The organism is Amycolatopsis heterodermiae (assembly GCF_034929455.1).
Lineage (GTDB): Bacteria > Actinomycetota > Actinomycetes > Mycobacteriales > Pseudonocardiaceae > Amycolatopsis > Amycolatopsis heterodermiae.
Genome location: NZ_JAYFSI010000001.1, coordinates 417,196 through 443,258, shown reverse-complemented (window position 1 = coordinate 443,258; position 26,063 = coordinate 417,196). Strand labels below are relative to the sequence as shown.

Genomic DNA, 26,063 nt, shown 5'->3' with positions numbered 1-26,063 from the left:
AGACACCGATGTGTCAGCAGTGCGAAGACCCGGACAGATCCGGGTACCTGGAACGGCTGCGCGAGGGCGTGGCCGACCGGGGCTGGCTCGTGCAGGGCGTGGAAGGCGCCGGGCCGTACCCGCCGTGGGCCTACACGGTCGGGCTCAGCGGGTACGGCCTGCCCGAGCTGGTCGCCACCGGGCTGTCCTTGCGGACGGCCGCGAACCTGCTCAATGACATGGCGAGCCATTCGCTGCACGCTTCACCACCCGAACCCGGCGAACGGATCCCGCTGCGCGGCGGCCCGCTGATCGAGGTCGTCCCGCTCGCGGAGCCGTCGGCGCACCTCGTGTTCGCGGTCGCGTTGTACGGCCCGGAAATCCGTGCGCTGCAACTGGTCCACGCGGACGACCAGGGCCGCTGGCCGTGGTCACCCGAGTTCCGCGACGGCCACGGTGGCCAGCCGGTCCTGGGGGTGCGCCATGTCCGCTGACTGCCGGTGCGCAGTGCCGGTCGGCTGCTTCCCGATACCCGTGCCGTCCGTCCAGGTGCGCGTGTCGTCGTTCCGGGCACCCGAGCCGCCCGTCCGGGAACGCGTGCCGACCCCGCAACCACGCGTGTCGGCTCGTCGATCACGGGTGCCGACTCTGCGGTCACGCGCGTCGGTGCTCCGATCACGGGCGTTGACGGCGCGGGCAAAGGGAAGCCGTGTGCTCGGCCGGGCGGCGTGCGTGCTCGGCCGGGCGTCAGGGCACCGGTGGCGCGTGTCCGTCCACGAGGCTGGTGCCCGGCGCGAGACGCTGCACCGCGTCCTCCATGTGGGCGTCCAAGAGGGCCAGCGCCGTCTCCTCGTCGCCCTCTCGGAGCGCGTGGATGAGCTTCGTGTGCTCGTCCACGCGTTCCTCGACCCGCTGGTAGGTGCCCTGCAGCGCGGTCAGGCACATCCGGGTCTCGATGAGCAGGGTCCGGGCCATGCGGACGAGCCGTTTGCTGCCGGAGGCGTTGATGAGGGCCTCGTGGAACTTCAGGTCCGCCGTCGAAAGCGCGCTCGGGTCGTCGTCGCTTGCGGCCGCCGCCATCTCGACGACGGTCCGCTCGAGCACCTCGGCGATCCGGTCGCGTTCCCCTCCCCGGATGGCGCGCAGCATCGCGGCGCGTTCGATCGCCGAGCGGGCTGCGTAGATGTCGTAGACGTCGCCGGGCTCGAGGTCGATCACGAACAGGCCGCGGTGCCGTTCGCTGCGCAGCAGTCCCTCGGACACCAGATGCTGCATGGCTTCCCGGAGCGGCCCCCGTGACACCTGGAACCGGGCGGCCAGCTCGGTCTCGCCGAGCTGGGTGCCCGGCGGCAGGGCGCCGGTCATGATCGCGTCACGCAGCTGGCGCGCGATGACCGCGGCCGTCGACTCGCGGCTGACCGGTTCGATCTCGGGCAGCATGCCCGGCGGCAGAGCCATGTCAGGCGCCCCCGTCCGGCAGGTGCCGGAACAACGCGCCGAGCGAGCGGACGAGGCGGTGCCGCCCGGTCAGGCGCAGGCCCTCCCAGACGGTGACCTGGTTGGCGGTCAGCACGGGCTTCTTCAGCGCGGCTTCGACGGCGTTGATTTCCTGGAGCGTCCGCATCGCGGTGTCCGGCACCAGCACGGCGTCGGCGTCCGGGTGGTCGTTGCCCACGGCGAGCCGGACGACGGCCTCCGAGGTCATCGCGCCGACCTCGGCCGCGGTGACGATGTCGGCGCTGGCCATCGAGACGACCTCGATGCCGCCGGCCTTGAGGAAGTCGGCGAACAGCCGGGCGATGTCGTCCGGGTAGCTCGCGGCGACGGCGACCCGCTTGACGTCGAGAGCGCGCGCGGCGTGCACGAACGCGAAGGAGGTACTCGAAGCCGGCACGCCGGCGACGGCTCTCAGCCGGTCGATCTGGTCCTGGGCGCCGTCCCAGCCGTAGACGAAGCTGCCGCTGGTGCAGGCCCAGATGACCGCGTCGGGCTCGTGCTTCTTGAGCAGGGAGGCGCCCTCGGCGAGGCGGCTCTCGCTGCCGAGGTCCAGCAGTTCGGCGACCGCGTGCTTGTCGGTGCCGTAGATGTGCTCGACCGCGAGGCGGATGTCGCCTTCGTCGGCGGCCATCCCGCCGAGCAGCTGCTCGGCGAGCGGGTAGTCGTCTTCCGCCGCGTGGTCGGGGTAGATGAAGCCGATGGTGGTCACGGAACCTCCGGAGGGGACGCAAATTGTCGACAATCCTAGAGGGATGGTCAAGGAAAACTTTCACGACACGTCACGAAGCCACTTCCCGGGTCCGACGATGGGCAGGTTCATGCGGCGAAGGCACGCCCACATGGTCAGCTGGTTGGCCGTGAGCACCGGTTTTCCGAGGGCGGTTTCCAGTGGCTCGATCAGGTCGTAGGTCGGGAGGTTGGTGCAGCTGACGAAGATCGCTTCGGCCTCACCGTGGTCGGCGGCGAGGATGCGCTCGGCGATGGTCCGGTAGCTGACCTTCCAGATCCCGCCACCCAGCCCGAGGTGGTCACTCGCGACGGTCTTGACGTTCAGCTCGCCGAGGAAGTCGTGCAACGCCCGGGTCAGGTCGGCGTCGTACGGCGTGAGCACCGAGACGCGGTGCAGGTCGAGCTGGTGCAGCACCTCGGCCAGCGCGCCCGAGGTGGTGACGGCGTCCGGCGCGCCGGCGTCGCAGATCGCCTTGGTCAGCGAGCGCTCGTAGTCGACGCCGTTGACGAAGCTGCCCGATGTGCAGAGGTAGGCGACGACCTCCGGCTCGACGTGCAGCACGTCGCGGGTGGCGCTGGCCAGGTGGTGGCTGTCGCTCACGAGGCGCGCCATCTCCATGCTGACCGGCACCGGCTCATACGGCGTGCGGGCGAGGTGCAGCGACACCTCCATCGGCACCCACCGCCAGAGCTCGCGTTCGAGGGCGAGGTCGAAGGGGGCGATCACCCCGATGCCGCGTTGCGCCAGCGGGCCTTCGAACGCCAGGAAGTCGAAATCCAAGGCTCAGCCTCCGGAATACGTCTGAACTTGATGACACGTCCGGTGCTCCGGGGGTCGTTCCTCGGATTGTTGACAATCATACGAGCCGCTTTTACCGTGTCAACGTGATCGCCTCGGAAAACCGGGAAACTCCCGTCCTGGCCGTGCTCTGCGGCGAGCACCGTCCACCGGACATGCGTGCTGTCGAGTCCGGGGCGGTCGTGCGTTACACGGATGCGGCGGGGTTGCCCGAAGCGCTGTCCGGAGCTGACGCGCTCTTCGTCTACGACTTCCTCTCCACCGCCGTGCCCGGCGCCTGGTACGCGGCCGACCGGCTGCGCTGGCTGCACATCGCCAGCGCCGGCGTCGACCCGGTGCTGTTCCCGGGGCTCGTGGAGAGCGACGTGGTCCTGACCAACTCGCGGGGAGTCTTCGACGACGCCATCGCGGAGTACGTGCTGGGCGTCGTGCTCGCGTTCGCCAAGGACTTCGCGCGCTCGCACGACCTGCAGCGCGAGGGTCGCTGGCAGCATCGCGAGAGCGAGCGGATCGCCGGGCGCACGGCGGTGGTCGTCGGTACCGGGCCGATCGGGCGGGCCATCGCCCGGCTGCTGCGCGCGGCCGGGATGCGCGTGAGCGGCGCCGGGCGCCGCGCCCGCACCGGCGACTCCGACTTCGGCGTCGTGCACGATTCCGCGCAGCTCGCCGAGTACCTGCCCGAGGCCGACTACGTCGTCGCCGTCGCGCCGCTGACCGAGAACACCAAGGGCATGTTCGACGCGCGCGCGTTCGCCGCGATGAAGCCGTCGGCCCGGTTCGTGAACGTCGGGCGGGGTGAGCTGGTGGTCACGTCCGACCTGGTCGCAGCTCTGGCCGACGGCGGCATAGCCGGAGCTGCACTCGACGTGTTCGACACCGAACCGCTGCCGCCCGAGAGCCCGCTGTGGAGCATGCCGGACGTGCTGGTCTCGCCGCACATGTCCGGGGACTTCATCGGCTGGCGGAACACGCTGGTCGAGGTGTTCACCGAGAACTTCCGCCGCTGGCGCGCTGGGGAGCCGCTGCGCAATGTCGTCGACAAGACGCTCGGCTACGTGCCGTCGGGGAACCAGGGAGCCGGATGAACGACAGGATGCTGACCGCCAGCGAGCTCGTCGCCGCCTACGCGACCGGTGAGCTCTCACCGATCGAGGCGACGCAGAACGCGCTGCAGGCCATCGAGGCGAGGGACGGCGAGTGCAACGCCTACACCCTCGTCGATGCCGACGGGGCGCTGGAACAGGCCAAGGCGTCCGAGATCCGCTGGCGGGACGGCAACCCGATCGGCCTGCTCGACGGGGTGCCGTCCTCGATCAAGGACATGTTCCTGACCCAGGGCTGGCCGACCGTCCGGGGTTCGAAGAGCATCGACCCGAACCAGCCGTGGGACGTCGACAGCCCGGTCGCGGCGCGGATGCGCGAGGCCGGTCTCGTCCTGCTGGGCAAGACGACCACGCCGGAGATCGCCTGGAAGGGCGTCACCGACAGCCCGCTGCAGGGCATCACGCGCAACCCGGTCGACCCGTCCAAGACGTCCGGTGGTTCGAGCGGCGGCAGCGCGGCGGCAGTGGCGGCGGGGATGGGCGAGCTGTCCGTCGGGACCGACGGTGGTGGCTCGGTGCGGATCCCGGCGTCGTTCTGCGGGATCGTCGGGCTCAAGCCGACCCATGGCCGCATCCCGCTGTACCCGGCGAGCCCGTTCGGGCCGCTGTCGCACGCCGGCCCGATGGCGCGGTCGGTGGACGACACCGCGCTGCTGATGGACGTCCTGTCGATCCCCGACCACCGCGATCCGGCCGCGCTGGCACCGCCGGTGGCGTCGTTCCGCGAGGCGGTCCGGCGGGACGTGCGCGGCCTCATCGCCGCGTTCTCCCCGACGCTCGGGTACGTCGACGTCGACCCGGAGGTGGCCGCGATCGTCGCAGCAGCGGTGCGCGCGCTCGGTGACGCGGGACTGCACATCGAAGAGACCGACCCCGGGTTCGCCGACCCGAAGTCGGCTTTCGACGTCCTGTGGTCGTCCGGTGCGGCGAAGCTGCTCGACAGCTTTCCGCCGGGTTCCGAGGACCGGACCGACCCGGGCCTGCGCAAGGTCTGGGAGCTGGGCAGGACGTGGTCGGCGAGCGACTACCTCGACGCGACCGCCGAGCGCGCCGCGCTGGGCATCCTGATGGGCGAGTTCCACACGCGCTACGACGTGCTGATCACGCCGACCGTCCCGATCCCCGCGTTCGAGGCGGGCCACAACGTGCCGCCGGGCAGCGGGCTGAGCGAGTGGCCGGAGTGGACGCCGTTCACCTACCCGTTCAACATGACCCAGCAGCCCGCGATCAGCGTGCCGGCCGGGAAGACGTCGGCGGGGCTGCCGGTCGGCCTGCAGATCGTCGGGCCGCGGCATTCGGACGATCTCGTGCTGGCCGTGGCGAAGCTGCTGGAGGAAGTGCGGCCCTGGGCTGCCGCCTGACCACTTAAGGGTGAAACCCCGGCCGCGGCCGGGAAAGCTGTGCCACTGTCGGCCGGGTGAACGCTCAAGGCTGGCGGTACGAACGAGCTATTCCGACCGTCGACGTCGCCGGAGAACCGACCCGGGTGGTGGTCGGGCTGATCGAGCAGGGTGACCGGCTGGCCGCGGCCTTGAGAGTCGACGACGGCCCGGCCGCGCTGGTCCCGTTGGAGACGGGCGGCGAGCTGCTGAAGGCCCTGCGCGAAACGCTCGAGAGCTGGTGGCGCCTGGAGGGGCACCGCGACCTGACCCCGGAGCCCCGCGCGGGGCGGTAGCGCCCCCGCACGTGCGGACCCGCCGTCAGCCGATGCCGAGTTCGGTGAACCTGCGACGTCCCGGTCCGGTGATCTGCAGCGCTCGGCCGCCCGGGCGGCGGCGTACCCAGCCGTCGTCGAGGAAGGCCGTGAACAGCGCGGCTCCCAGGGCTCCGGCGAGGTGGATGGTGCCGTGCGACCGTACGCCGGGCCGCGCGTCCGGCAGCGCGGAGATGCAGAGGGCGGTCAGCAGCGGATGGTCGAAGGTGCGGACCGTGCCGGATTCGCCCGGGGCGCCGAGCTGCCCGCCCACGTGGCCGTAGCAGGCCCGGGCCCGCAGCAACGGCCCGGACGGCGGGTCGGGCTGCAGCCGCTCCGGCAACCGCGGCGGAGCGAGGGCGGTTAGGGCTTCGACGAGCTGCGCGACCTCCGGACCTGCGAGCCGGTGCAGCCGTTGCCGGCCTGCTTCCGTGGCCTGCACGAGCCCGGCGTCGCGGAGCCGGCGCAGGTGCGATCCCGGCTATCGTCGCCAGGGCGCGGGGGTGCGCGTCGCCGTCCATCAGCTGCAGGAGCATCGCGGCCCGCGCCGGTTCGCCGGTCGCCTGGGCGACCGAGGCGATGTCGGGTTTGCCGGGCATGGTGCCGACCCTGGCCCGGGACCGTTCGCTCCGGATCGAGGTTGTCTTGTGGCACGCTGCGGCCATGACGACCGAGTTCGCCACGCCGATCGGTGACCGCTACTTCGCGGACTACGTTCCCGGCGCGACCTACGACTGCGGGAGTGTCGAGGTGACCGAGGCCGAGATCCTCGAGTTCGCCCGGCGGTACGACCCGCAGAGCTTCCACGTCGACCCGGCCGTCGCGGCCGCCGGCCCGTTCGGCGGGCTGATCGCGAGCGGCTGGCACACGGCGAGCCTGATGATGCAGCTCTACGCGGCGCACTACCTGTCCACTGTGGCCAGTCTGGGCAGCCCCGGGGTGGACGAGCTGCGCTGGCCGAGTCCCGTCCGGCCGGGTGCGGTGCTGCGGTTGCGCGCGACCGTGACCGAGGCCCGGATCTCGCGCTCGAAACCGGACCGGGGCGTGCTGCGCACCCACGTCGAATTCGTCGACGACGGCGACGCCGTGGTGTTCACGGCGAGCCTGGTGAACCTCCTCCTGGTGCGACCGGCGTCCGCCTGACCAAGCCGCGGATCTGCGGGCTGCACAACACGAGCGCGGTCGTGACGACGATCAGCACCGCGCCGCCGATCAGGGTCGGCTCACGGCCGACGTGCTCGGCCAGCGGGCCCGCGCTGATCTGGCCGAGCGGCAGGGCGAGGAACGAGCCGAGCATGTCGTAGGAGTAGACGCGGGCCAGCTTGTGCGGCGGGATGTTCTCCTGCAGCGACACGTCCCACGCGACGGAGAACTGCTCGATCGCGATGCCGCCGAGGAACATCGCCAGCAGCAGCGGCGCCAGGTACGGCGTCACGCCCAGCGCGATCATCGGGAGCGCGTCGACCATGACCAGCGCGACGCCGAGGACCAGCATCCGCCGGGGACGCCAGTGCGCCGCGATTACGCCGCCGAGCAGCGCGCCGGCGGTCTGGACCGCCAAGGCGAGACCCCAGCCGGTGCGGCCGAAGGTGTCGTCGGCGACCAGTGGGCCGATCACCACGATCGCGCCCGAGTTGACCGCGTTGACGAGCATGAACTGCAGTACCACCAGCCACACCCAGGACCGGGCGCGGAACTCGCGCCAGCCCTCGGCGAGCTCGGCTAGGGGGCGGCTGCCGGGGATGCGGTCCCCGCCCGGGAGCTGGATGCGGTGGTAGGACAGCGCGGCGGCGACGAACAGCAGCGCGTTGCCGGCGAGGGCTCAGCCGGAACCGGCGACGGCGACCAGGATCCCGGCGAGACTGGCGCCGGCGATCCGGCCGACGTTCGACAGCAGCCGGACCAGGGCGTTCGCCTGGGTGAGGAGCGTGGTGGGCACGGTCAACGGCGTGAGGGACGCGGCCGCGGGCAGCGAGATGGCCGAGACGGCGCCGTTGACCAGGCTGAGGCCGACCAGTAGCGGCACCGACGCGAATCCACAGAGGACACTCGCGGCGATGGTGGCCTGGGTCAGCGCGGCGGCGGTCTCGGTGCCCTGCAGGATCACCGACCGCGGCAGCCGGTCGGCGAGCATGCCGCCGAACAGCACCAGCAGGATGTTGGCGATCGAACGCGCCCCGACGACGATCCCGAGGTCGACGGCCGAGCCGGTCAGGTCGACCACGGCGAAGGCGAGCGCGAAGGGCGCGACAGCGTTGGCGAAGTCGGCGAAGGTCCGGCCGGTGACGAGGGCGCGGAACCGGTGCTCCCGCAGCGGAGCGAGCAACGGCAGGCTCATCGCGATTCCTTCGCCGGCGGTTCGGCCGGGGCTGGCGGTGGGCTCATCGTGACTTCTCTGCCAGGCAAGGCTTCTCCGCCGGTGGCCGGTTCGGGGCTGAAGTCAAGTTCGCCATCCACAGGCAGGGAGTTGTCCACAGATTCCCGCGTCACCCGATTTCCCAGGCAGGCGGCGGTAGGCTGGGTTCGGGGTCGCCCCCCGGGACGGGTGGGGGCTGCCGTTCGGGGTGGGGTGGGGACCGTGGTCACGGGGTTTCTCCCGGCTTCAGCTCGAACAGCGCCATGCTTACGCTGACCCGGACTGTGCCCGGGGTTCGCGGGGGCTGGGCTGCGGTGTGGAGTTCGTGGCTGAGTTCCTTTGCTCGGGCCAGGAGGTCGGACCACACCTCGGGGGTCACCCACAGTTCCGCGTCCGACAGGGATGCCGGGCGGCCCGTCGCGCGTGACTCCGCTCGGCGGAGCAGTTCGCTCGCTATCGCCCTTGTCAGCATCTGTTCCTCGACGGGGTCGCGGGACGTCAGGCGGCGGCCGGAGTCCGGGTCGTGGCGGTAGCGCTTGGCCCGGCCGCCGCGGATGCGGACCTCTTCCGCGACGTCCAGCAGGCCCGCGTCGTGCAGGCGGCGGAAGTGGTAGCTGATGTTCGCCTGGGTTTCGCCCAGCTCGCGGGCGGCCTCCGCCGCGCTCATCGCCGTGCCCGTCAGCAGCGAGAGGATCCGCATGCGCAACGGGTGGGCCAGCACCCGGAGGTCGTCTAAGGACATGGTCCGAGTCTCGGGGACAGCGCCGCGACTGTCAAAGAGTTATTTGGGGGTTTCGCTCGCCGGGAAGATCGGTGCAGTGGTCGGACGTCTGTGCTGTGCTGGATGCATGCGTACGACGATCTTGGGCCGCAGCGGTCTGGAGGTCTCGAAGATCGCCTTCGGGACCTGGCAGCTCGGCGGCGACTGGGGTGCCTTCGACGAGGACACTGCGATCGCGGCGATCCACCACGCCCGCGCGCTCGGCGTGACCTTCTTCGACACCGCGCAGGCGTACGGCCGCGGGCGGTCCGAGGTGCTGCTCGGGCGGGCGCTGCGGAATGAGCAAGACGTCGTCGTCGCCACCAAGGGCGGGATCAATCCGCGTGCCGAACGGCCGCGCGACTCCCGGCGCGCATGGCTGACCCGGGGACTCGACGAGAGCCTGCGCAACCTCGGCCGTGAGCACATCGACGTCTACCAGGTGCACTGGCCCGACCCGGACACCCCGGCGGCCGAGGTCGCCGGGCTGATGCAGGAGTTCGTCGACGCCGGCAAGGTCCGGCACGTCGGCGTGTCCAACTACAGCGCCGCGCAGCTCGCCGCGTTCGACGAGACGCGGCCGGTCGAGACGCTGCAGCCGCCGTACCACCTCTTTCGCCGCGGCATCGAGACCGACCCGCTGCCCTACGCCCGCGCGCACGACATCGGCGTGTTCGTCTACAGCCCGCTCGGCAGCGGCCTGCTCACCGGCGCGTTCACCCCGGACAGCACCTTCGAAAGCACGGACTGGCGGTCGAGGTCGAGCGCATTCCAGGGGGACAACCTGCGCCGCAACCTGAAGATCGTCGACGAGCTCCAGGCCTTCGCCGCGCAACGGGACATCAGCGTCAGCCAGCTCGCCATCGCCTGGACGCTCGCGCGGCCTGGCGTGCACGCCGCCATCGTCGGCGCACGCCGGCCGCAGCACATCGAGGCGAGTCTCGCCGCGGCCGACATCACGCTGACGTCGGACGACCTGGCCGAGATCGACCGCATCACCGCCGACGCCGTCCAGATCGCCGGGGCTGCACCGGAGGGCGTCGCCTAGTCCACTTCGGACGGACCTACTTGACGGCGGCTTCCAGCTCCACCAGCGCGGTGTCGAGGTGCGTCAGGATCCGCTGCAGGTGCGGGACGCTGCGGCGGCAGCCGGTGATGCCGAAGTCGAGGTTGTCGCCGTTGCTGGTGAGCGTGATGTTCACGGCCTGGCCGTCGAGCAGGACCGACGCGGGGTAGATGCCGTCGAGCTGCGCGCCGTTCCAGTACATCTGCTTGCGGGGGCCGGGCACGTTCGAGATCACCAGGTTGAACGGCGGCCGCGTGTTGTTCACGACGCCGGGTATGGGCGAAACGCCCAATTGTGCGACGTTGATCCCGGACAGCAGCAGCGTCTGCAACGGCGTCAGCTCCGAGAACAGCCGCTTGCCGTTGCGCATCGACTGGTGGATCGCGCCCAGCCGCTTGCCCGCGTCCGGCAGGTCGGTGGCCAGGTTGCACAGCAGCGCGCCGATGTTGTTGCCCGTCGCCTCGCCCGGATCGGTCTTGCGGCGCAGCGAAACCGGCACCATCGCGATCATCGGCGCGTCCGGCAGCGCGCGCTGCTCGATGAGGTAGTCCCGCAGCGCGCCCGAGCACATCGCGAGCACGACGTCGTTGCGCGACACCCCGGCCGCGTTGGCCACCTGCCGCACGCGGTCGAGCGACCACGACTGCGCCGCGAACCGGCGCGCGCCGCCGATCGGGACGTTGAACATCGTCCGCGGCGCCTGGCCCGGCAGGGTCACGGTGTGCTCGCTGAACGCCTCTCGCGCCACCTTCACCGCGGCCGGCGCGAGGCTCGCGATCTGGTTGACCGTCTTGCCGGCGCTGTCCAGGAACGACCGCGGGCTCTTCGCGCGGCCTTCGCCCGGTTTGCGCCGGGAGCCCCACCAGGGCGGGCAGTCCATGTCCGACGGGTCGTCGGACAGCGTGCCCTGCAGGTGGCGCAGCGCCGAGACGCCGTCCATCAGCGCGTGGTGGACCTTCGTGTAGACGGCGAACCGGCCATCGGCCAGGCCTTCGACGAGGTGGATCTCCCACAGCGGCCGGTGCCGGTCGAGCAGGGTGCCGTGCCAGCGGCCGGCGAGCTCCAGCAGTTCGCGGATGCGGCCCGGCTGCGGCAGCGCGGAGTGCCGGAAGTGGTAGTCGAGCTCGAGCTCGGCGTCGGTCGACCAGGCGACGTGCCCCAGCGTGTTCACCGGACGTGCCGGGCGGCGGCGGAAGATCGGCCGCATGTTGTCCGAATCGAGCAGGTTGCGGCGGAGGCCGCTCAGGTAGTCCGGGCCGGCGCCGTCCGGTTTCTTGAACAGCTGCAGGCCGCCGACGTGCATCGGGTGCTCGCGCGACTCCACCAGGAGGAACATCGAGTCGGTCACCGGCATCATCGGCATCGGGTACCACCTTCCGCGCGCGGAGCGTCGCTGCCCCGGTGGGCCGACTCTACGCGTTCGGGTGCCACCGGTGGATCACGTTCTACATTGGCGAGTATGACCGTCCGCAGCGCCGGGGAAACGTCCCTGCCACAGATGGCCGAAGTCGTGGTGATCGGCGGCGGGGTGATCGGGGTGAGCTGCGCGTTCCGGTTGGCCGAGGCCGGAGTCGACGTCCTGCTCCTGGAGCGCGACGGCCTGGGCGAGGGCTCGACGGCGAAGGCCGCGGGCGGCATCCGGTCGTCGTTCACCATGCCCGTGAACGTGGAGCTCGGGCTGCGCGGACTCGCGGAATACAGCGCTTTCCGGGAGCGGTTCGGCACCGAGATCGACTTCCGGCGCGACGGGTACCTCTACCTGATCACCAACCCGGCGGACGTGCCCGCAATCGGACATTGCGCGGAGCTGCAGCGCGCGCACGGCGTCCGGAGCTACCTGCTCGACCCCGCGGAGGTGCGGGACGTCCTCCCGCTGCTCGCGCTGGAGGGTGTCGTCGCGGCGCTGTGGTCGCCGGACGATGCGAAGGCCACGCCGGACGCGGTCGTGCAGGGGTATGCCAGAGCTGCACGCGCCCGCGGCGCGCAGCTCCGGACCGGGGTCGAGGTCACCGGGATCGAGCGGGACGGCGACGCTCTTACCGGCGTGCGCACGACGGCGGGGTTCGTCCGGACCGGCGCCGTCGTGTGCGCGGCAGGCGCCTGGTCGGGCCGGGTCGGGGAGCTGGCCGGGCTGGAGCTGCCGGTACGTCCCTTTCGGCGGCAGGTCGTGTTCACCGGCCCGGTGCCCGGGCTGCCGGAGTCGGTTCCGCTGACCATCGAGATGCCGTCGGCGTTCTACTTCCACCGCGAAGGTGCAGGTCTGGCGATGTCCTTTTGCGAGGACGACGGCTTCCCGGGCTTCGGCACGCACTACGAGGCGGGCGAGTGGCTGCCGCGGCTGGCCGAGCTGGCCGGGCGGCGGGTCCCGGCCGTGCTGGACGCCGGGATCCGCACGGCGTGGGCCGGGTTGTACGAGATGACGCCGGACCGCAACCAGATCGTCGGGGAAAGCGTCCTCCTGTCGCGGTTCTTCTACGCGACCGGCTTCTCCGGCCACGGCTTCCAGATGGGGCCGGCCACCGGGGAGCTGATCCGGGACCTCTACCTGGGGCGGCCGACGTCGGTGGACATCGCCGAGCTGGACGTCCGCCGGTTCGAGACGGCCGGTAGCGCACCGGCGGAGCACCACATCGTCTAGGGGTTGATTGCCAGATCGTTCAACGATCTGGCAGTATCCGGGTCGTGGCTGTGAGTGGTGCGCGGGAGCTGGCGGACGCGCTGAAGGCGCTGGGAACGGAGATCGCCTTCGGCCTGCCGGGGGTGCACAACCTGCCCTTGTGGGAGGCGTTCGCCGAGGTCGGCATCAAGCTCGTCGGGGTCCGCCACGAACAGACCGCCGGCTACGCCGCCGACGGGTACGCCCGCGCCACCGGGAAGCTCGGCGTCGCGCTGGTCACCACGGGGCCCGGCGCCGCCAACACGCTCGGCGCGGTCGGCGAGGCCATGGCGTCCGCCGCTCCGGTGCTGGTCATCGCCACCGACATCCCCTCGACGCTGCGGCGCCCCGGTGTCGTGCGCGGGGTGCTGCACGAGACGTCGGACCAGCAGGCGATGTTCGCGCCGATCACGAAGGGCGGCTTCACCGTCCGCGCGGCCGACCAGATCGGGACGACCGTGCACCGCGCGGCGCGGCTCGCGCTGCAGCCCCAGAGCGGCCCGGTGTACCTCGGCGTGCCGACCGACTACCTGCGCGAGTCCGTGCCGCACCGGCGGCCGCCGGCGCCGCACCGCAAGCCCGAGAGCGACGTCCCCGACCTCGCGCGCGCCGAGGCGCTCCTGTCCGACGCGCAACGTCCGCTGATCTGGGCCGGCGGCGGCGCGCTGCGCTCGGGCGCGGGCGAAGCGATCGGGGCGCTCGCCGAAAAGCTCGCCGCGCCGGTGATCACCACGTTCGCCGCCCGCGGCCTGCTGCCGCTCGACCACCCGTGCCTGGCGCCGAACCCGGTGCACACGCCGGAGGTCGGCGAGCTGTGGGACGAGGCCGACGTCGTGCTCGCCATCGGCACCGACTTCGACGGCCTGATGACGCAGAACTGGCTGATGCCCCAGCCGCCCCAGCTCATCGCGATCAACGTCGACGCCGACGACGCCGCCAAGAACTACCCGCCGGACCTGACGCTGGTCGGGGACGCGCGCGCGATCGTCGAGCGGCTGCTGCCGAAGCAGCGGGACGGCCTCGACGACATCACCCTGCGGCTGGCCGGCATCGGCCGCCGGGTCCGCCAGCGGATCCGCGAGGAGGAGCCGCAGGCCTTCGACCTGCTGTCCACTTTGGACGAAGTATTGCCGACGGACGCGGTGCTGGTGTCCGACATGTGCGTCGCCGGTTACTGGGTCGGCGGCTTCCATCGGGTGCGGGCGCCGCGCAAGCTCGCCTACCCGATGGGCTGGGGCACCCTCGGTTACGGCTTCCCGGCGTCGCTCGGCGCCGCCGCGGCCGGCACCGGCCGGGCCATCTGCATCACCGGGGACGGCGGTTTCCTCTACGCCTGCGGTGATCTCGCGACGCTCGCGCAGGAACAGCTGCCGGTCACGGTGGTCGTGGTCGACGACGGTGGTTACGGCATGCTGCGCTACGACCAGGAGCGCGAGGGCCTGCCGCGCCGCGGGGTCGACTGGGACAGCCCGGATTTCGTCGGCTTGGCCCGGTCGTTCGGGGTGCACGCCGACCGCGTGTCCGGGTTCGGGCGCGCGTTCCGGCGGCTGCTCGGCGAGTTCGTCGAGTCGGACGAGCCGAACGTGCTCGTCGTGAAGGCCAAGCTGAAGCCGCCGCTGAACACTTCGCCGCGGTGGTACCGCAAGTGAAGGTCGGTGTCGACATCGGTGGCACGTTCACCGACCTCTGCGCGGTGGACGGCACCGGGATCGTCGCCGTCGGCAAGGTGCTGACCACGCACGACGAACCGGCCCGCGCGGTCGAGGCGGGCCTGGCCGCGCTGTTCGCGGACGCCGGGATCGCTGCGCGCGACGTCGAGCAGGTCGTGCACGGGACGACCCTGGTGACCAACGCGCTGATCGAGCGCAAGGGCTCGCGCACCGCGCTGCTCGCGACCGCCGGGTTCCGCGACGTCCTCGAAATGCGCCGCGAGCACCGGTACGAGCTGTACGACCTGGCCATCGAGCTGCCCGAGCCGCTGGTGCCGCGGCACCTGCGCTTCGACGTCCCGGAACGGATCCTCGCCGACGGTTCCGTCCACATCGGACTCGACGAGGAGTACGTGGCGCGGCTCGGGCGCGAGCTGGCGGCCCGCGGGATCGGCGCGGTCGCGATCTGCTTCCTGCACGCGTTCACCAACCCGGCCCACGAACGGCGCGCGGCCGAGGTGCTCGCCGAGGTCGCGCCCGGCCTGCGGGTCGCGCTGTCCTCGGAGGTCGTGCCCGAGATCCGTGAGTTCGAGCGCGCGTCGACCACGGTCGCGAACGTCTACGTCCAGGACCTCACCGAGCGCTACCTGCGCGACCTCGAACACCGGTTGCGACGCCTCGGTGTCGGCGGCGCGCCACACATCATGCTGTCCAACGGCGGACTGGCCACTGTGGACACCGCGGCCCGGTACCCCATCCGCATCCTCGAATCCGGCCCGGCCGGCGGCGCGATCGCCGCCGCGTCGCTGGGGCCCGCGGACCTGCTGGCCTTCGACATGGGTGGCACCACGGCGAAACTCTGCCTGATCGCCGACGGCGCGCCGCTCGTGACGCACCAGTTCGAAGTGGACCGGAAGTACCGGCTGCTGCCCGGGTCCGGGCTGCCGGTGCAGGTTCCGGTCATCGACATGATCGAGATCGGCGTCGGCGGCGGGTCGATCGCCCGGATCGACGCGCTGGGGCTGCTGACCGTCGGCCCCGACTCGGCCGGGTCCGAACCCGGGCCCGCGTGTTACGGCCGCGGTGGCACCGAGCCCACGGTCACCGACGCCGACTTGGTGCTCGGCTACCTCGACCCGGCGTACTTTCTCGGCGGCGGCATGACGCTCGACGCCGCAGCGGCGCGTGCAGCGATAGGCCGCATCGCCGAAAAGCTGGGCGTCAGCGTCGAAGAAGCCGCGTGGGGCATCCACACGAGCGTCAACGAGGACATGGCGAACGCCGCGCGCGTGCACGCCGTCGAGCGTGGGCAGGATCCCGCGAAGCTGCCGATGTACACCTTCGGCGGCGCGGGCCCGGTGCACGGCGCCGGGGTCGCCCGCGCGCTCGGGGCGCCGTCGATCGTCGCACCGCCGGCCGCCGGGGTGCTCAGCGCGGCCGGGTTCCTCACCGCGCCGCTGGCGTTCGACTTCGTGCGCTCGGCCCGCGCGGCCGTGCGAGACCTGTCGTGGGAGCAAGTCGACGCGCTGTTCGCGGAGATGGAGGCCGAAGGCACGGCGCTGCTCGCGAAGTCCGGTGTGGACGACGTGACGCATCGGCGGATCGCCGAGATGCGCTATTCCGGGCAGGGGTACGAGATCCGCGTGCCGGTGCACGGCGGCAGCTGGCCGGACACCCTGATCGACGAGTTCACGGCGACCTACCGCGCGCTCTACCGGCGCTCCGGGCCCGAAGTCGGCGTCGAAGTGCTGAACTGGCGGGTCGTCTCCAGCGGCCCGGTTCCGGACGTCACTCTCCGGCTGGCCTCGACCGAGCCAGCGGGAAATGCCCGCAAGGGCAGCCGTAAGGCCTACTTCCCGACGGCGGATGGATTTGTCGACACGGATGTGTTCGACCGGTACCGGCTCGAGTCCGGTGACCGCGTCGACGGTCCGGCCATTGTGGAGGAACGCGAGTCCACAGTGGTCGTCCCGCCCGGTGCCTGCTGCGTCGTCCGAGGTGACGCGGGCCTGGAGGTGACGGTGTGACCATCGATCCCATCCTCGTCGGGCTGTTCGCCAACCGGTTGCACTCCATCCTCGCCGAGCAGCAGAACGCGCTCGTCAACACGGCCTTTTCCGCGGTGGTCCGCGAATCGCTCGACCTGGCGTGCGCGGTGTTCGACTCCCGCGGCGAGATGATCGGGCAGTCCGTCGGCGGCACCCCCGGCCACATCAACGCGATGGCGACCGGCATGCACCACTTCGTCGCCGCGTACCCGCCCGAGCAGCTAGAACCCGGCGATGTGCTGCTCACCAACGACCCGTGGCAGACCGCCGGGCAGATCAACGACATCACCGTGGCGACACCGGTTTTCCTGCGCGGCCGGCTGGTCGCGTGGTTCGCTTCGTGCTGCCACGCGCCGGACATCGGCGGCCGGCTCGTGTCCGCCGAGGCGCACGAAGTCTTCGAAGAAGGCCTGCGCCTGCCGATCCTCAAGTTCCTCCGCGCGGGTGAGGTCAACGCCGATCTGGAACGGCTGATCCGCGCCAACGTCCGCACGCCGGAAGAGACCGTCGGCGACCTATACGCGCAGGTCACCGGCAACGAGGTCGGCGCCGCGAGCCTGCTCCGGCTGCTCGACGAGTTCGGCCTGACCAGCCTCGACGACGTCGCCGCCGAGATCATGAACCGCTCCGAAATGGCCCTGCGGGACGCGCTGCGGGAACTGCCCGACGGGACGTACACCAACAAGATCGTCACCGACGGCTTCGACGACGAAGAGATCGTCCTGTGCGTGACGGCCACCGTGGCCGGAGACGAGATCCACCTCGACTTCGCGGGTTCGTCGCCGCAGAGCCGGCGCGGGATCAACGTCGTGCTCAACTACACGCGGGCGTACGCGTCGTTCGCCGTCAAGGCGGCGATCTCGCCGGAGGTGCCGCACAACGCCGGGTCGTTCCGGCCAGTGCACGTGTCCGCGCCCGAGGGGTCGGTGCTGAACTGCCTGCCGCCGGCGCCGGTCGCGTCGCGGCACCTGATCGGGCACTTCCTGCCGTCGCTGCTGATCGGCGCGCTGCCCGGCACCGCGATCGCGCCGAGCGCGGACGCACTGTGGATGACGATCTGGCGTGGCCCGGGGTTCATGCTCAACGTCTTCCAGACCGGTGGCATGGGCGCGCGGGCGGACAAGGACGGCTTGAACACCACGGGTTTCCCGAGTGGTCTCCGCTCGACGCCCACCGAGGTCATCGAGACGATGGCGCCGCTCGTGCAGCGTTCTCGTGAACTGCGCGTGGATTCCGGCGGCGCGGGACGGCGGCGCGGCGGCCTCGGACAGGTGACCACGACGGTGGCGCACGACGTGGATTCCTGGAGTGTCAACGGGAACGTCGACCGCGTGCGGGCGGCGGCGTCCGGTGTGGACGGTGGCGGCGCGGGCTCACCCGGACGGTTCGGTTTGCACGGCGGAGCCGACCTGGTGGCGAAGAGCCGCGTTACCCTCGCTGCGGAGTCCGTTGTGGACGTCATGCTTCCCGGCGGTGGCGGTTACGGGCCGCCGCGCGAACGGCCGGTGGCGGCGGTGCTCGCCGACGTCGTCGAGGGGTACGTCTCGGCGGAGGCGGCGCGCGAGGTTTACGGCGTCGAAGTGCGGTACCTCGGGGAACCGGACACACTCGTCCGGATGCCGGAGGACTACGCGGTGGACGAAGAGCAGACAGCACGACTGAGAGCGGGTAAGTGATGGGTCGGTTGGCCGGCAAGGTGGCGGTCGTCTTCGGTGGCGCGCGGGGGATCGGCCTCGCCACGGTGAAGGAGTTCCTCGCAGAGGGCGCGACGGTGTTCGCCTCCGACATCCGCGAGCCCGCCGAGAAGCTCGACGGCTACCGGCACGAGATCGTCGACGCCACCGACGAGAAGCAGGTCGGCGCCTTCGTCGACGGTGTCCTCGCCGAGGCCGGGCGGATCGATGTGCTGTTCAACAACGTCGGCATCCACCTCGGCAAGCCGCTGGCCGACACGACGCTGGCCGAGTTCGACCACATCTTCGCGCTCAACGTGCGGGCCGCGTTCCTCGGCACCCGCGCCGTGCTGCCGCACATGATCGAGCGCAAGGCGGGCAGCATCGTCACGACGTCGTCCAACGGCGGCGTGATGGGCCGCCCCGGAGACCCGGTGTACAACGCCACCAAGCACGCGCTGGTCGGGCTGACGAAGTCGATCGCCGTCGCCCACGCGCACCAGGGCATCCGCGCCAACACGGTGAACCCGGGCGCGATCGACACCGACATGCTGCGCAGCACGCTCAACTCGCCCGAGGAGTTCGAGACCAAGCAGCACCAGCTCGTCGCGAGCACCCCGGCCGCCCGCGTCGGCGAGGCGTGGGAGGTCGCGAAGGCCGTGGTGTTCCTGGCCAGTGACGAATCGAGGTTCGTCAACGGGGTCGTGCTGCCGATCGACGGCGCGAAGGCCGCGGGTGCGATGCCGGGCAACCGCTACAGCCTCGACTTCGAACTCGGCGTCAGGTAGCGGTGCCGGGATGTCCACTGTGGACGCCTCGGGGCTGGAGCGCGAGCGGCACCTGCTCGAGCGCAGCGGCACGGCCGAGCGGGTCGCGGCTATCCTGCGCCAGTACATCACCGACGGTGTTTTCGCCCCCGGTGAACGGCTTTCCGAGCCGGTGATCAGCTCGGCGCTGGGCGTTTCGCGCAACACGCTGCGCGAGTCGTTCCAGCTGCTGGCCCACGAACGGCTGGCCGTGCACGAGCTGAACCGTGGTGTGTTCGTGCGCGAACTGACCACCGAGGACATCGAGGACCTCTACGTCGTGCGCCGGGCCACCGAATGCGGGGCCCTGCGCCGCGCGGCCGAGTTGTCCACTGTGGACCTTTCGGCGGCCGAGGCGGCGCTGCGGGACGGCCGCGCGGCGGCGCAGACGTCCGACTGGCCGGCCGTCGGCACCGCGAGCATCCACTTCCACCAGGCGCTGGCCGACCTCGCCGGCAGCGAGCGGATCTCCGCCACGATGCGCCAGGTGCTCGCCGAGACCCGGTTGTTCTTCGTGCTCAACGAGAACACCCGGGAGTTCTACGAGCCGTTCCTGGAGTGCCACGAACAGATCCTGCGCGACCTGAGGCGCGGTCGGTTCGACGTCGCGGAGGCGGCGCTGGACCGCTATCTCCGCGACGCCGAAGCCCTGCTCATCGACCTCAGTGAGTGAGGCCTATCCGGCGAACGAAAAGCTGTCGTCGCCGGTCATCACCTTGGCGGTTCCGGACACCACCGCAAGGCGGCTGACGCCCTGGTTGCGGACCAGCTCCGGTGAGTTCGTGGCGGCGTCGACGACGGTGAACGACTGGCCGTCGACGAGCTTTCCCTGGGGGTTCGCGACGTAGAAGTTCTTGGTGCCGCTCCAGCGCTCGCCCTTGTTGTTCCGCGCGTAGAGGTAGAAGGTGCTGCTGCCGATGCGCGGTACCGGCACGCCGATCGTGCGGCTTTCGTACTTGGGCACCTTGTACCAGCCCCAGGACTCCGATCCCTTGTCGTGGACCCAGCACACCGCGAAGTAGAGTGCCTTCCGGTCCTTGTTGTGGACGGTCAGGCCGCACTCCACGCATTGCTGGAGCCATTTGTACAGTCGGTACCCGCCTCCGACGACGTGCGCGGCGGTGAATGGGTCGATCATCGTTTTCCTCTGCGGTAACTCATGGTGCTACCTGGCGCGGAAAGCGGCCCCGGGGTGTCCCGTGCCCCGTCCGGGAGTCGTTTGCCGACTTTGTCCCGTTACACGCGTGAGGAAACGTTCTCGAGCGGAAACGCCGTCCCCGGCCGGAGGGGCCGGGGACGGCGGGTGGTGCGTGAATTCCTTTTCTCAGCAGGTGATCGTGGCGTTCGCCCAGTCGGCGTGGTCGTTGGTGTTGCCGTCGCCGGCGTCGTTCACCGACAGTTCCAGCACCTGGACGCCGGACAGCTGCGCCGACAGGGGCTGGGCCTGGTCACCCGGGTGCATGACACCGGTGGCGGCCAGCTCCTTGCCGTCGCCGAGCAGGCGGAATCCCACGCTGCCACCGGAGTTCTCGTCGTCCAAGCCGACCAGTGCGCTGACCGACGTGCAGCCCGCGCCCACGTAGATCTGGACGCTCGACGGGGCGTGGGCCCCGATCCCGTCGTCGTACGCGGTGCCGGCGATGGTGATCCGGTGGCCGTCACCCGCGTCGGCCTCGCCGTTGCTCGTGCCGCGTTCGACCGGGCCCCAGCCGTTGTCCGACGACATCCACGGCGCCTTCGACAGCGCGGTCGTGCCCGACGGCGGCCGTGAGACCAGCGGCGACGTGCCTTCCGACGTCAGTTCGCGCTTGCCCCACAGCGTCAGGTAGCTCGCCTTCGCGGTGAGCGTGACGTGGTCGCCAGACGGGGAAACCGGCTTGAACGTGACCTGCTTCTGCCAGCTCTTGCCCGGCAGGACGACCGGCGCCGTGAACGAGCCGGGGCCGTCCAGCTTCCAGCCCGCGGGCGCCGTGACGGTGGTCCGGACGTCCGCGATCGGCGTGCTGCCGTCGTTGGTCACCTTGAGCGTCGTCGTCAGCGGGCGGTCGGCGGGCACGTAGTCCGGGCTCGGCAGGGCGAGCGTCGTCATCGGCGCGGCCGCCGGGTGCGTCGCCGGCCAGACGCGGAACACGGCCGAACCGTGGGACGGGACGGCTGCCCGGAGCGTTCCGGCGGTCTCGGTTTCGGTGCCGCTCCAGAGGTCGCGGACGCGGTAGTCGCGCCCCTTGAGGCCGAGGTCCTTCGCCGTCGTGCTCATCGCCGCGGTCGCCGAGCCGCGGTTGAACAGCACGACCGCGGCCGAGCCGTCGGACATCGGCTTGGTCCAGACCTCGGTGTCGCCGTCGTCGCGGATCTTGTGGCCCTGGGTGCCCGCCCAGTCCTGGTCGAGCGCGATGACGTCCTTGTTCTCCAGGATCTTCTTGTTCGCCGCGGACATCGCGGGCAGGTCGTTGCCGGCCAGCAGCGGCGCGTTCAGCAGCGCCCAGAGCGAGAAGTGCGAGCGGTACTCGGCGTCGGTCATGCCGCCGTTGCCGACCTCGAGCATGTCCGGGTCGTTCCAGCCGCCGGGACCGGAGTACTTCTCCAGGCCGACCTGCTGGTCGAGGATGCCGGTCATGCTGCCCCAGTTGTCGCTGATGTCGCCGGTGGTGCGCCAGAGCTGCGCGCCGGCGTCGCGGCCCCAGGTCCAGGGCTGGTTCTCGCCCCATTCGCAGAGCGCGTAGATCATCGGGCGGCCGGTCTTCTTGATCGCGTCGCCCATCTTCGTGTAGCGCTCGATCGCCGGGCGGCCCTGGTTGTTGCAGTTGTCGTACTTGAGGTAGTCGACGCCCCAGTCGGCGAACGACTGCGCGTCCGCCTCCTCGTGGTCGAGCGCGCCGGGCATGGTCTTCTGGCAGGTCTGCGTGCCCGCGCTGGTGTAGATGCCGAGCTTGAGGCCGAGCCCGTGGACGTAGTCGGCGAGCGCCTTGATGCCGTGCGGGAACTTCTCGTGGTTGGGCTCGAGCTTGCCGTCGGCCGTGCGGTTCTGTTCGGCCCAGCAGTCGTCGATGTTGACGTACTGGTAGCCCGCGTCCTTCATGCCGGAGGACACCAGCGCGTCTGCTGCGCCGCGGATCAGGTCTTCGTTGATGTCGCAGCCGAACTTGTTCCAGCTGTTCCAGCCCATCGGCGGACGGTCGCCGACCCGCTGGGCGGCGAAGTACTGGGGTTCCGCGGCCGCGGCCTGAGTGATCGTGACCATCGAGGTGCAGACGGCCAGCACGGCCGCCATCCCGACAAGACAACGCATCGTTCCCTCCCGGAGTGCGCAACTCTGCACAAACTCACTCAACAATCAACACGATGGGAGTGATCGCCGTCTACGTCCGTTAGTAGGAAATCCTTTCCCGGGGTTGCGCGAGGTAGAAAGGGAGCCGGACGCCGAGCCCGACGAGGAGCCGTTGATGCCCCCTGCCCCTGACGGATTCCGGCCGCTGGACGGGATCAAGGTCGTCGACCTCTCCCGCATCCTCGCCGGGCCTTACTGCACGCAGTACCTCGGCGAGATGGGCGCCGACGTGGTGAAGGTCGAGCCGCCGGGCCACGGTGACGACACCCGCGGCTGGGGGCCGCCGTTCGTCGGCGACGAGGCCGTCTACTACCTGGCGGCGAACCGGAACAAGCGCGGGATCGTGCTCGACCTGAAGAGCGAGCGGGGCCGTGACGCGCTGCGCCGGCTCGTCGCGGGCGCTGACGTGCTCGTCGAGAACTTCCGGCCGGGGACGCTGGAGAAGTGGGGGATCGACTACGCCGCGTTGTCGGCGCTGAACCCGCGGCTGATCCACGTGTCGATCACCGGGTTCGGGCAGACCGGGCCGTACCGCGACCGCGCGGGGTACGACCTGGTCGCGCAGGCCCTCGGCGGCGTCATGTCGCTGACCGGCGAGCCCGACGGCGCGCCGGCGAAGGTCGGGCTGCCGGTGGCCGACCTGAACGCCGGGACGTGGGCGATCATCGCGGTGCTGATGGCGCTGCAGGCCCGGCACGCCACCGGCCGCGGCCAGTACCTCGACGTGTCCCTTTTGGACAGTCAGCTGGCGTGGCACGTCTATGCGGCAGGTGCTGTGTTTTACGACGCGCCCCGCCCGCGCCGGATGGGGTCGGCGCACCCGAGCATCGTCCCGTACCAGGCGTACCCCGTGTCTGACGGCTGGCTGATCATCGCCGTGGGCAGCGAGAAGCTGTGGCACGCGTTCTGCGGGGTGCTCGGCTTGGACATCGCCACGGATCCGCGGTTCTCGTCGAACGCTTCGCGCGCGGCGAATCGGGATGCCTTGAACGCGCTGCTGGAGCCGATGCTGCTGACCCGCGCGGCGGCGGACTGGCTGAAGGCGTTCGACGAGGCGGGCATCCCGGCGGCCCCGATCAACGAGATCGACGACGTGTACGCCGACCCGTGGACGGCGGCGCGTGACCAGGTGGTGCGGTTGCCGCACCCGACGGTGGGGACGTACGTGGGCACCGGGTTCCCGGTGAAGGCGTCGGACACGCCGGCGCGGCCGACGTCCGCGCCGCCGACGCTGGGGCAGCACACGTCGGAGGTGCTGGCGGAGCTGGGTTATTCGGACGCGGAGATCGCGGAGTTCCTGGAGTGAGGCTCAGCCTGGTCCCGGCACCCAGCGAGGTAGTCGGCCACGGTCCGCCGCACGACGCCGATCGCCCACGCGGCGAGACCGGGCGCGAACGCCGGGTCGGACCACGGGTGGCGCTGCAGGAAGAACCACTACGCACGGTGCCCAGGGTCAGCAACGCGAGTGCGAGGGAAGGCGAGCACCGTCAGGCTGGTCTGCGCCTGCCGGAGCAACCGGCGGGCCGATCGGCTCGACGGCTCCCCGGCGCAGCCAACTCTCGTAGCCGATCCCGCCGGGGACGTGCGGGTCGAGTTCGGTCCGGATGTAGAGCGAGACCCGCTCGATGAGCTGGTGGCACCCACCCACTGGGAAGCCAGGATGTTGCCGCTGAACGGGATGATCAGCAGCAACGGCATCCGGCCGGCGGAGGTGAACGCGAAGCCGAACACGGCGCCGCTTGTGGTGATGAGGAAGGCGGTGGCCTTCCACTGCGGGGCCATCAGGCGGCTGATCTCGGCGCGCAGAGCCGTGTACTCCGCTAGGGGGCCGGGCACCGCCGTTACAGGTTGTCCTGCAGTTCCGGCCAGTCCGAGCGCTGGAACTGTGCACGATGGAGTGTTCGCGCTCGATGCTTCGCCCTGGTAAGGATGGGGGCGGGACCTGAGGAGGACCGATGTCAGCACAGCCGAAGCACGCCCTCTGGCACCCGTTCGCCGACATGGGGGCCGTCGACGGGGACCGGATGGTCATCACCCGTGGGGCGGGCTCCTACGTCTGGGACGACGGCGGCCGGCGGTACTTCGATGCCACCGCGTCGCTCTGGTACGCCAACTTCGGGCACGGGCGGCCGGAGATCACCGAGGCCGTCACCAAGCAGCTGCAGGCGCTCGACTCGTACAACCTGTTCGGCTACAACGCGAACGAGCCGGCGATCGAGCTCGCCGACCGCGTGGCCGAGCTGGCGCCCACCCCCGGCTCGAAGGTGTTCTTCGGCTCGGGTGGCGGGGACGTCATCGACACCGCCGTGAAGCTCGCGCGCGCCTACTTCGCGCAGACCGGACGGCCGGAGAAGGTGCACGTCATCGGCCGGACGCAGGGCTACCACGGCACGCACGGGTTCGGCACCGCCGTCGGCGGGATCCCCGCCAACGCCGCGGGGGTCGGGCCGCAGCCGCCGGAGTTCTCGCACGTTCCGTTCGACGACGCCGGCGCGCTCGAGGCCGAGATCCAGCGGGTGGGCGCGGACCAGGTCGCGGCGTTCTTCTGCGAACCCGTCATCGGCGCGGGCGGGGTGCTGCTGCCGCCGGACGGGTACATCGAGGCGGTCGCGGAGATCTGCCGGCGCCACGACGTGCTGTTCGTCGCGGACTGCGTCATCGCCGCCTGGGGCCGGCTCGGCACCTGGTTCGGCATCGACCGATGGCCGGTGCAGCCGGACATGATCACGACGGCGAAGGGCATCACCGGCGGGACCATCCCGCTCGGCGCGCTCGTCGTGGCCCCGCGCGTGGCCGAGCCGTTCTTCACCGGGACGCCGGGCGCCCCGATCTTCCGCCACGGCGCGACGTACGCCGGGCACCCGGTGGCCTGCGCGGCGGGCCTCGCCACGCTGGACATCTACGAGCGCGACGGCCTGATCCCGCGCGGCCGCGAACTCGAGAAACCGCTCGCCGACGCCGTTTCGGGCGTCAACGACCACCCGCTGGTCAAGGAGGTCCGCGCCGGGCTGGGCTTCCTCGCCGCGGTGGAGCTGACGGCCGAGGTCATGGACGCCGACCCGGGCGCTCCGGTGAAGCTGCAGCGCGCGTGCCGGGACGAAGGGGTGATCGTGCGCAACCTCGGACGCGGGATCGCCGTGTCACCGCCGCTGGTCGCGGCCGAACCGGAGCTGGATCTGCTGGCCACGGCGTTGCCGAAGGCCCTGGACCGCCTGCGCTGAACCGGTGAACGGCTCATTCCTGTCCTCCGACGGCAGGAATGAGCCGTTCACCCTGCGTGTCACGACACGCAGAACTCGTTGCCCTCCGGATCCGCGACCGTCACCCAGCTGTGCGGCCCCTGCTGCCCGCGGTGCAGGAACTTCGCGCCCCGCGTGGTCAGCTTCTCCACCGTCGCGTCGACGTTGGCCGCGCCGACCCAGACGTCGAGGTGGAGCCGGTTCTTCACGGTCTTGGGCTCCGGGACCAGCTGGAAGAGCACCCGTTTCGGTGGACCCTCCGGTGGAGAATCCGGGTGCCGGATGGCCGCACCCGTCTTCCACACCAGGGCCCCGTTGTACGTTCTCGTCTCCGCGTCGCTCGCGTAGCCCTTCGCGATCATCTCGCGGATGAAGTCCTCATCGGTCGGTTCCACGGTCCAGCCGAGCGTCTCGGCCCACCAGCCGGCGAGCACGTGCGGGTCGGCCGAGTCCACGGTCACCTGGAAGTCATACGCCATACCGGCACGTTAACCACCGAGTCCGACATTTTCCGGAGCGCGAGGTCCTCGGGCACCACCGTGAACCGCCACTTGTCGACGCCGCCGCCCATGATCTCGGCGTACCGGCGGGCGCCGTCCGCGTTCGCGAAACGCACTTGCTGGCCGTTCGTCAGGTGGGTGATCTTGACCGCCACGCTGCCTCCTCAGACTCCCCGAAAAGA

Annotated in this window: 24 protein-coding genes and 1 pseudogene; 14 read left to right on the top strand and 11 right to left on the bottom strand. The window is 70.9% G+C overall.

Features of this window, described 5'->3' with window-relative positions; translation table 11 throughout:
- The first annotated feature begins 8 nt into the window (after nucleotides 1–8).
- Nucleotides 9–473, top strand: a complete 465-nt coding sequence (locus VA596_RS02250) for a DUF4262 domain-containing protein (protein ID WP_323323066.1) — start codon at nucleotides 9–11, stop codon at nucleotides 471–473.
- Nucleotides 474–726: 253 nt separating this feature from the next.
- On the opposite strand, the gene VA596_RS02245 is transcribed toward VA596_RS02250, so the two are convergent.
- From VA596_RS02245 to VA596_RS02235, 3 genes are read right to left on the bottom strand one after another with little or no spacing between them, the layout of a single operon-like run.
- Nucleotides 727–1,437, bottom strand: a complete 711-nt coding sequence (locus tag VA596_RS02245; protein WP_323323064.1) for a GntR family transcriptional regulator — start codon at nucleotides 1,435–1,437, stop codon at nucleotides 727–729.
- 1 nt (nucleotide 1,438) lies between these two features.
- Nucleotides 1,439–2,185 carry a maleate cis-trans isomerase family protein gene (locus VA596_RS02240; protein ID WP_323323062.1) on the bottom strand — a complete coding sequence of 249 codons (747 nt, stop codon included), beginning with the start codon at nucleotides 2,183–2,185 and terminating at the stop codon, nucleotides 1,439–1,441.
- A gap of 60 nt (nucleotides 2,186–2,245) precedes the next feature.
- Nucleotides 2,246–2,986, bottom strand: a complete 741-nt coding sequence (locus VA596_RS02235) for a maleate cis-trans isomerase family protein (protein ID WP_323323060.1) — start codon at nucleotides 2,984–2,986, stop codon at nucleotides 2,246–2,248.
- A gap of 104 nt (nucleotides 2,987–3,090) precedes the next feature.
- On the opposite strand from VA596_RS02235, the gene VA596_RS02230 reads away from it, so the two are divergent.
- Genes VA596_RS02230 through VA596_RS02220 form a run of 3 tightly spaced genes read left to right on the top strand, consistent with a single transcriptional unit; the run spans nucleotide 3,091 to nucleotide 5,782 of the window.
- Entirely contained in the window at nucleotides 3,091–4,089 is a 999-nt protein-coding gene (locus tag VA596_RS02230; protein WP_323323059.1) for a D-2-hydroxyacid dehydrogenase, read from the top strand.
- Nucleotides 4,086–5,468: an amidase gene (locus VA596_RS02225; RefSeq protein WP_323323057.1), complete on the top strand. Its 1,383-nt coding sequence runs from the start codon at nucleotides 4,086–4,088 to the stop codon at nucleotides 5,466–5,468. Before VA596_RS02230 ends, VA596_RS02225 begins: the two co-directional genes overlap by 4 nt.
- A 56-nt stretch (nucleotides 5,469–5,524) precedes the next feature.
- On the top strand, nucleotides 5,525–5,782 hold the full coding sequence (locus VA596_RS02220) for a hypothetical protein (RefSeq protein WP_323323055.1): 258 nt from the start codon (nucleotides 5,525–5,527) through the stop codon (nucleotides 5,780–5,782).
- A gap of 25 nt (nucleotides 5,783–5,807) precedes the next feature.
- Here VA596_RS02220 and VA596_RS02215 read toward each other — a convergent pair whose 3' ends face one another.
- Nucleotides 5,808–6,242, bottom strand: coding sequence for a hypothetical protein (locus VA596_RS02215; protein ID WP_323323053.1), 435 nt, complete (start codon nucleotides 6,240–6,242; stop codon nucleotides 5,808–5,810).
- A gap of 221 nt (nucleotides 6,243–6,463) precedes the next feature.
- Here VA596_RS02215 and VA596_RS02210 point away from each other — a divergent pair, with 221 nt between their 5' ends.
- Nucleotides 6,464–6,943 (top strand): MaoC family dehydratase, encoded by a 480-nt coding sequence (locus VA596_RS02210; protein ID WP_323323051.1) that lies wholly within the window; start codon nucleotides 6,464–6,466, stop codon nucleotides 6,941–6,943.
- Here VA596_RS02210 and VA596_RS02205 read toward each other — a convergent pair.
- Together VA596_RS02205 and VA596_RS02200 are read right to left on the bottom strand one after the other, a co-directional pair.
- A pseudogene (locus tag VA596_RS02205) lies at nucleotides 6,894–8,138 on the bottom strand (MFS transporter). The gene VA596_RS02210 and the pseudogene VA596_RS02205 overlap by 50 nt on opposite strands.
- A gap of 244 nt (nucleotides 8,139–8,382) precedes the next feature.
- The gene (locus VA596_RS02200; RefSeq protein WP_323323049.1) at nucleotides 8,383–8,898 is read right to left on the bottom strand and encodes an ArsR/SmtB family transcription factor; all 516 of its coding nucleotides are present in this window, start codon (nucleotides 8,896–8,898) and stop codon (nucleotides 8,383–8,385) included.
- Between the two features lie 106 nt (nucleotides 8,899–9,004).
- Here VA596_RS02200 and VA596_RS02195 point away from each other — a divergent pair, with 106 nt between their 5' ends.
- Nucleotides 9,005–9,964: an aldo/keto reductase gene (locus tag VA596_RS02195; RefSeq protein ID WP_323323047.1), complete on the top strand. Its 960-nt coding sequence runs from the start codon at nucleotides 9,005–9,007 to the stop codon at nucleotides 9,962–9,964.
- 16 nt (nucleotides 9,965–9,980) lie between these two features.
- Here VA596_RS02195 and VA596_RS02190 read toward each other — a convergent pair whose 3' ends face one another.
- A complete protein-coding gene (locus tag VA596_RS02190) occupies nucleotides 9,981–11,345 on the bottom strand; it encodes a WS/DGAT/MGAT family O-acyltransferase (RefSeq protein ID WP_323323045.1) in 1,365 nt (454 codons plus the stop codon).
- A gap of 96 nt (nucleotides 11,346–11,441) precedes the next feature.
- Here VA596_RS02190 and VA596_RS02185 point away from each other — a divergent pair, with 96 nt between their 5' ends.
- From VA596_RS02185 to VA596_RS02160, 6 genes are read left to right on the top strand one after another with little or no spacing between them, the layout of a single operon-like run.
- Entirely contained in the window at nucleotides 11,442–12,620 is a 1,179-nt protein-coding gene (locus VA596_RS02185; protein WP_323323043.1) for an NAD(P)/FAD-dependent oxidoreductase, read from the top strand.
- Between the two features lie 44 nt (nucleotides 12,621–12,664).
- Nucleotides 12,665–14,287: a thiamine pyrophosphate-binding protein gene (locus VA596_RS02180; protein WP_323323041.1), complete on the top strand. Its 1,623-nt coding sequence runs from the start codon at nucleotides 12,665–12,667 to the stop codon at nucleotides 14,285–14,287.
- Nucleotides 14,284–16,314: a hydantoinase/oxoprolinase family protein gene (locus tag VA596_RS02175; protein WP_323323039.1), complete on the top strand. Its 2,031-nt coding sequence runs from the start codon at nucleotides 14,284–14,286 to the stop codon at nucleotides 16,312–16,314. Before VA596_RS02180 ends, VA596_RS02175 begins: the two co-directional genes overlap by 4 nt.
- The gene (locus tag VA596_RS02170) at nucleotides 16,311–18,011 is read left to right on the top strand and encodes a hydantoinase B/oxoprolinase family protein (RefSeq protein ID WP_323323037.1); all 1,701 of its coding nucleotides are present in this window, start codon (nucleotides 16,311–16,313) and stop codon (nucleotides 18,009–18,011) included. Before VA596_RS02175 ends, VA596_RS02170 begins: the two co-directional genes overlap by 4 nt.
- On the top strand, nucleotides 18,011–18,796 hold the full coding sequence (locus VA596_RS02165; protein ID WP_323323035.1) for an SDR family NAD(P)-dependent oxidoreductase: 786 nt from the start codon (nucleotides 18,011–18,013) through the stop codon (nucleotides 18,794–18,796). The genes VA596_RS02170 and VA596_RS02165 overlap by 1 nt, the downstream gene beginning before the upstream one ends.
- 10 nt (nucleotides 18,797–18,806) lie before the next feature.
- Nucleotides 18,807–19,487 carry a GntR family transcriptional regulator gene (locus tag VA596_RS02160; RefSeq protein ID WP_323323033.1) on the top strand — a complete coding sequence of 227 codons (681 nt, stop codon included), beginning with the start codon at nucleotides 18,807–18,809 and terminating at the stop codon, nucleotides 19,485–19,487.
- A gap of 3 nt (nucleotides 19,488–19,490) precedes the next feature.
- On the opposite strand, the gene VA596_RS02155 is transcribed toward VA596_RS02160, so the two are convergent.
- Both VA596_RS02155 and VA596_RS02150 read right to left on the bottom strand, forming a co-directional pair.
- Nucleotides 19,491–19,952: a DUF1036 domain-containing protein gene (locus tag VA596_RS02155; RefSeq protein ID WP_323323031.1), complete on the bottom strand. Its 462-nt coding sequence runs from the start codon at nucleotides 19,950–19,952 to the stop codon at nucleotides 19,491–19,493.
- Between the two features lie 186 nt (nucleotides 19,953–20,138).
- On the bottom strand, nucleotides 20,139–22,085 hold the full coding sequence (locus VA596_RS02150; protein ID WP_323325598.1) for an NPCBM/NEW2 domain-containing protein: 1,947 nt from the start codon (nucleotides 22,083–22,085) through the stop codon (nucleotides 20,139–20,141).
- A gap of 172 nt (nucleotides 22,086–22,257) precedes the next feature.
- On the opposite strand from VA596_RS02150, the gene VA596_RS02145 reads away from it, so the two are divergent.
- The gene (locus VA596_RS02145) at nucleotides 22,258–23,448 is read left to right on the top strand and encodes a CaiB/BaiF CoA transferase family protein (RefSeq protein ID WP_323323029.1); all 1,191 of its coding nucleotides are present in this window, start codon (nucleotides 22,258–22,260) and stop codon (nucleotides 23,446–23,448) included.
- Between the two features lie 649 nt (nucleotides 23,449–24,097).
- Nucleotides 24,098–25,363, top strand: a complete 1,266-nt coding sequence (locus tag VA596_RS02140; RefSeq protein WP_323323027.1) for an aminotransferase family protein — start codon at nucleotides 24,098–24,100, stop codon at nucleotides 25,361–25,363.
- A 59-nt stretch (nucleotides 25,364–25,422) separates the two neighbouring features.
- Here the strand turns inward: VA596_RS02140 and VA596_RS02135 are convergent, their stop codons facing one another.
- Together VA596_RS02135 and VA596_RS02130 are read right to left on the bottom strand one after the other, a co-directional pair.
- Nucleotides 25,423–25,860, bottom strand: coding sequence for a VOC family protein (locus VA596_RS02135; RefSeq protein ID WP_323323025.1), 438 nt, complete (start codon nucleotides 25,858–25,860; stop codon nucleotides 25,423–25,425).
- The gene (locus VA596_RS02130) at nucleotides 25,839–26,036 is read right to left on the bottom strand and encodes a hypothetical protein (RefSeq protein ID WP_323323023.1); all 198 of its coding nucleotides are present in this window, start codon (nucleotides 26,034–26,036) and stop codon (nucleotides 25,839–25,841) included. The genes VA596_RS02135 and VA596_RS02130 overlap by 22 nt, the downstream gene beginning before the upstream one ends.
- Nucleotides 26,037–26,063 lie beyond the last annotated feature (27 nt).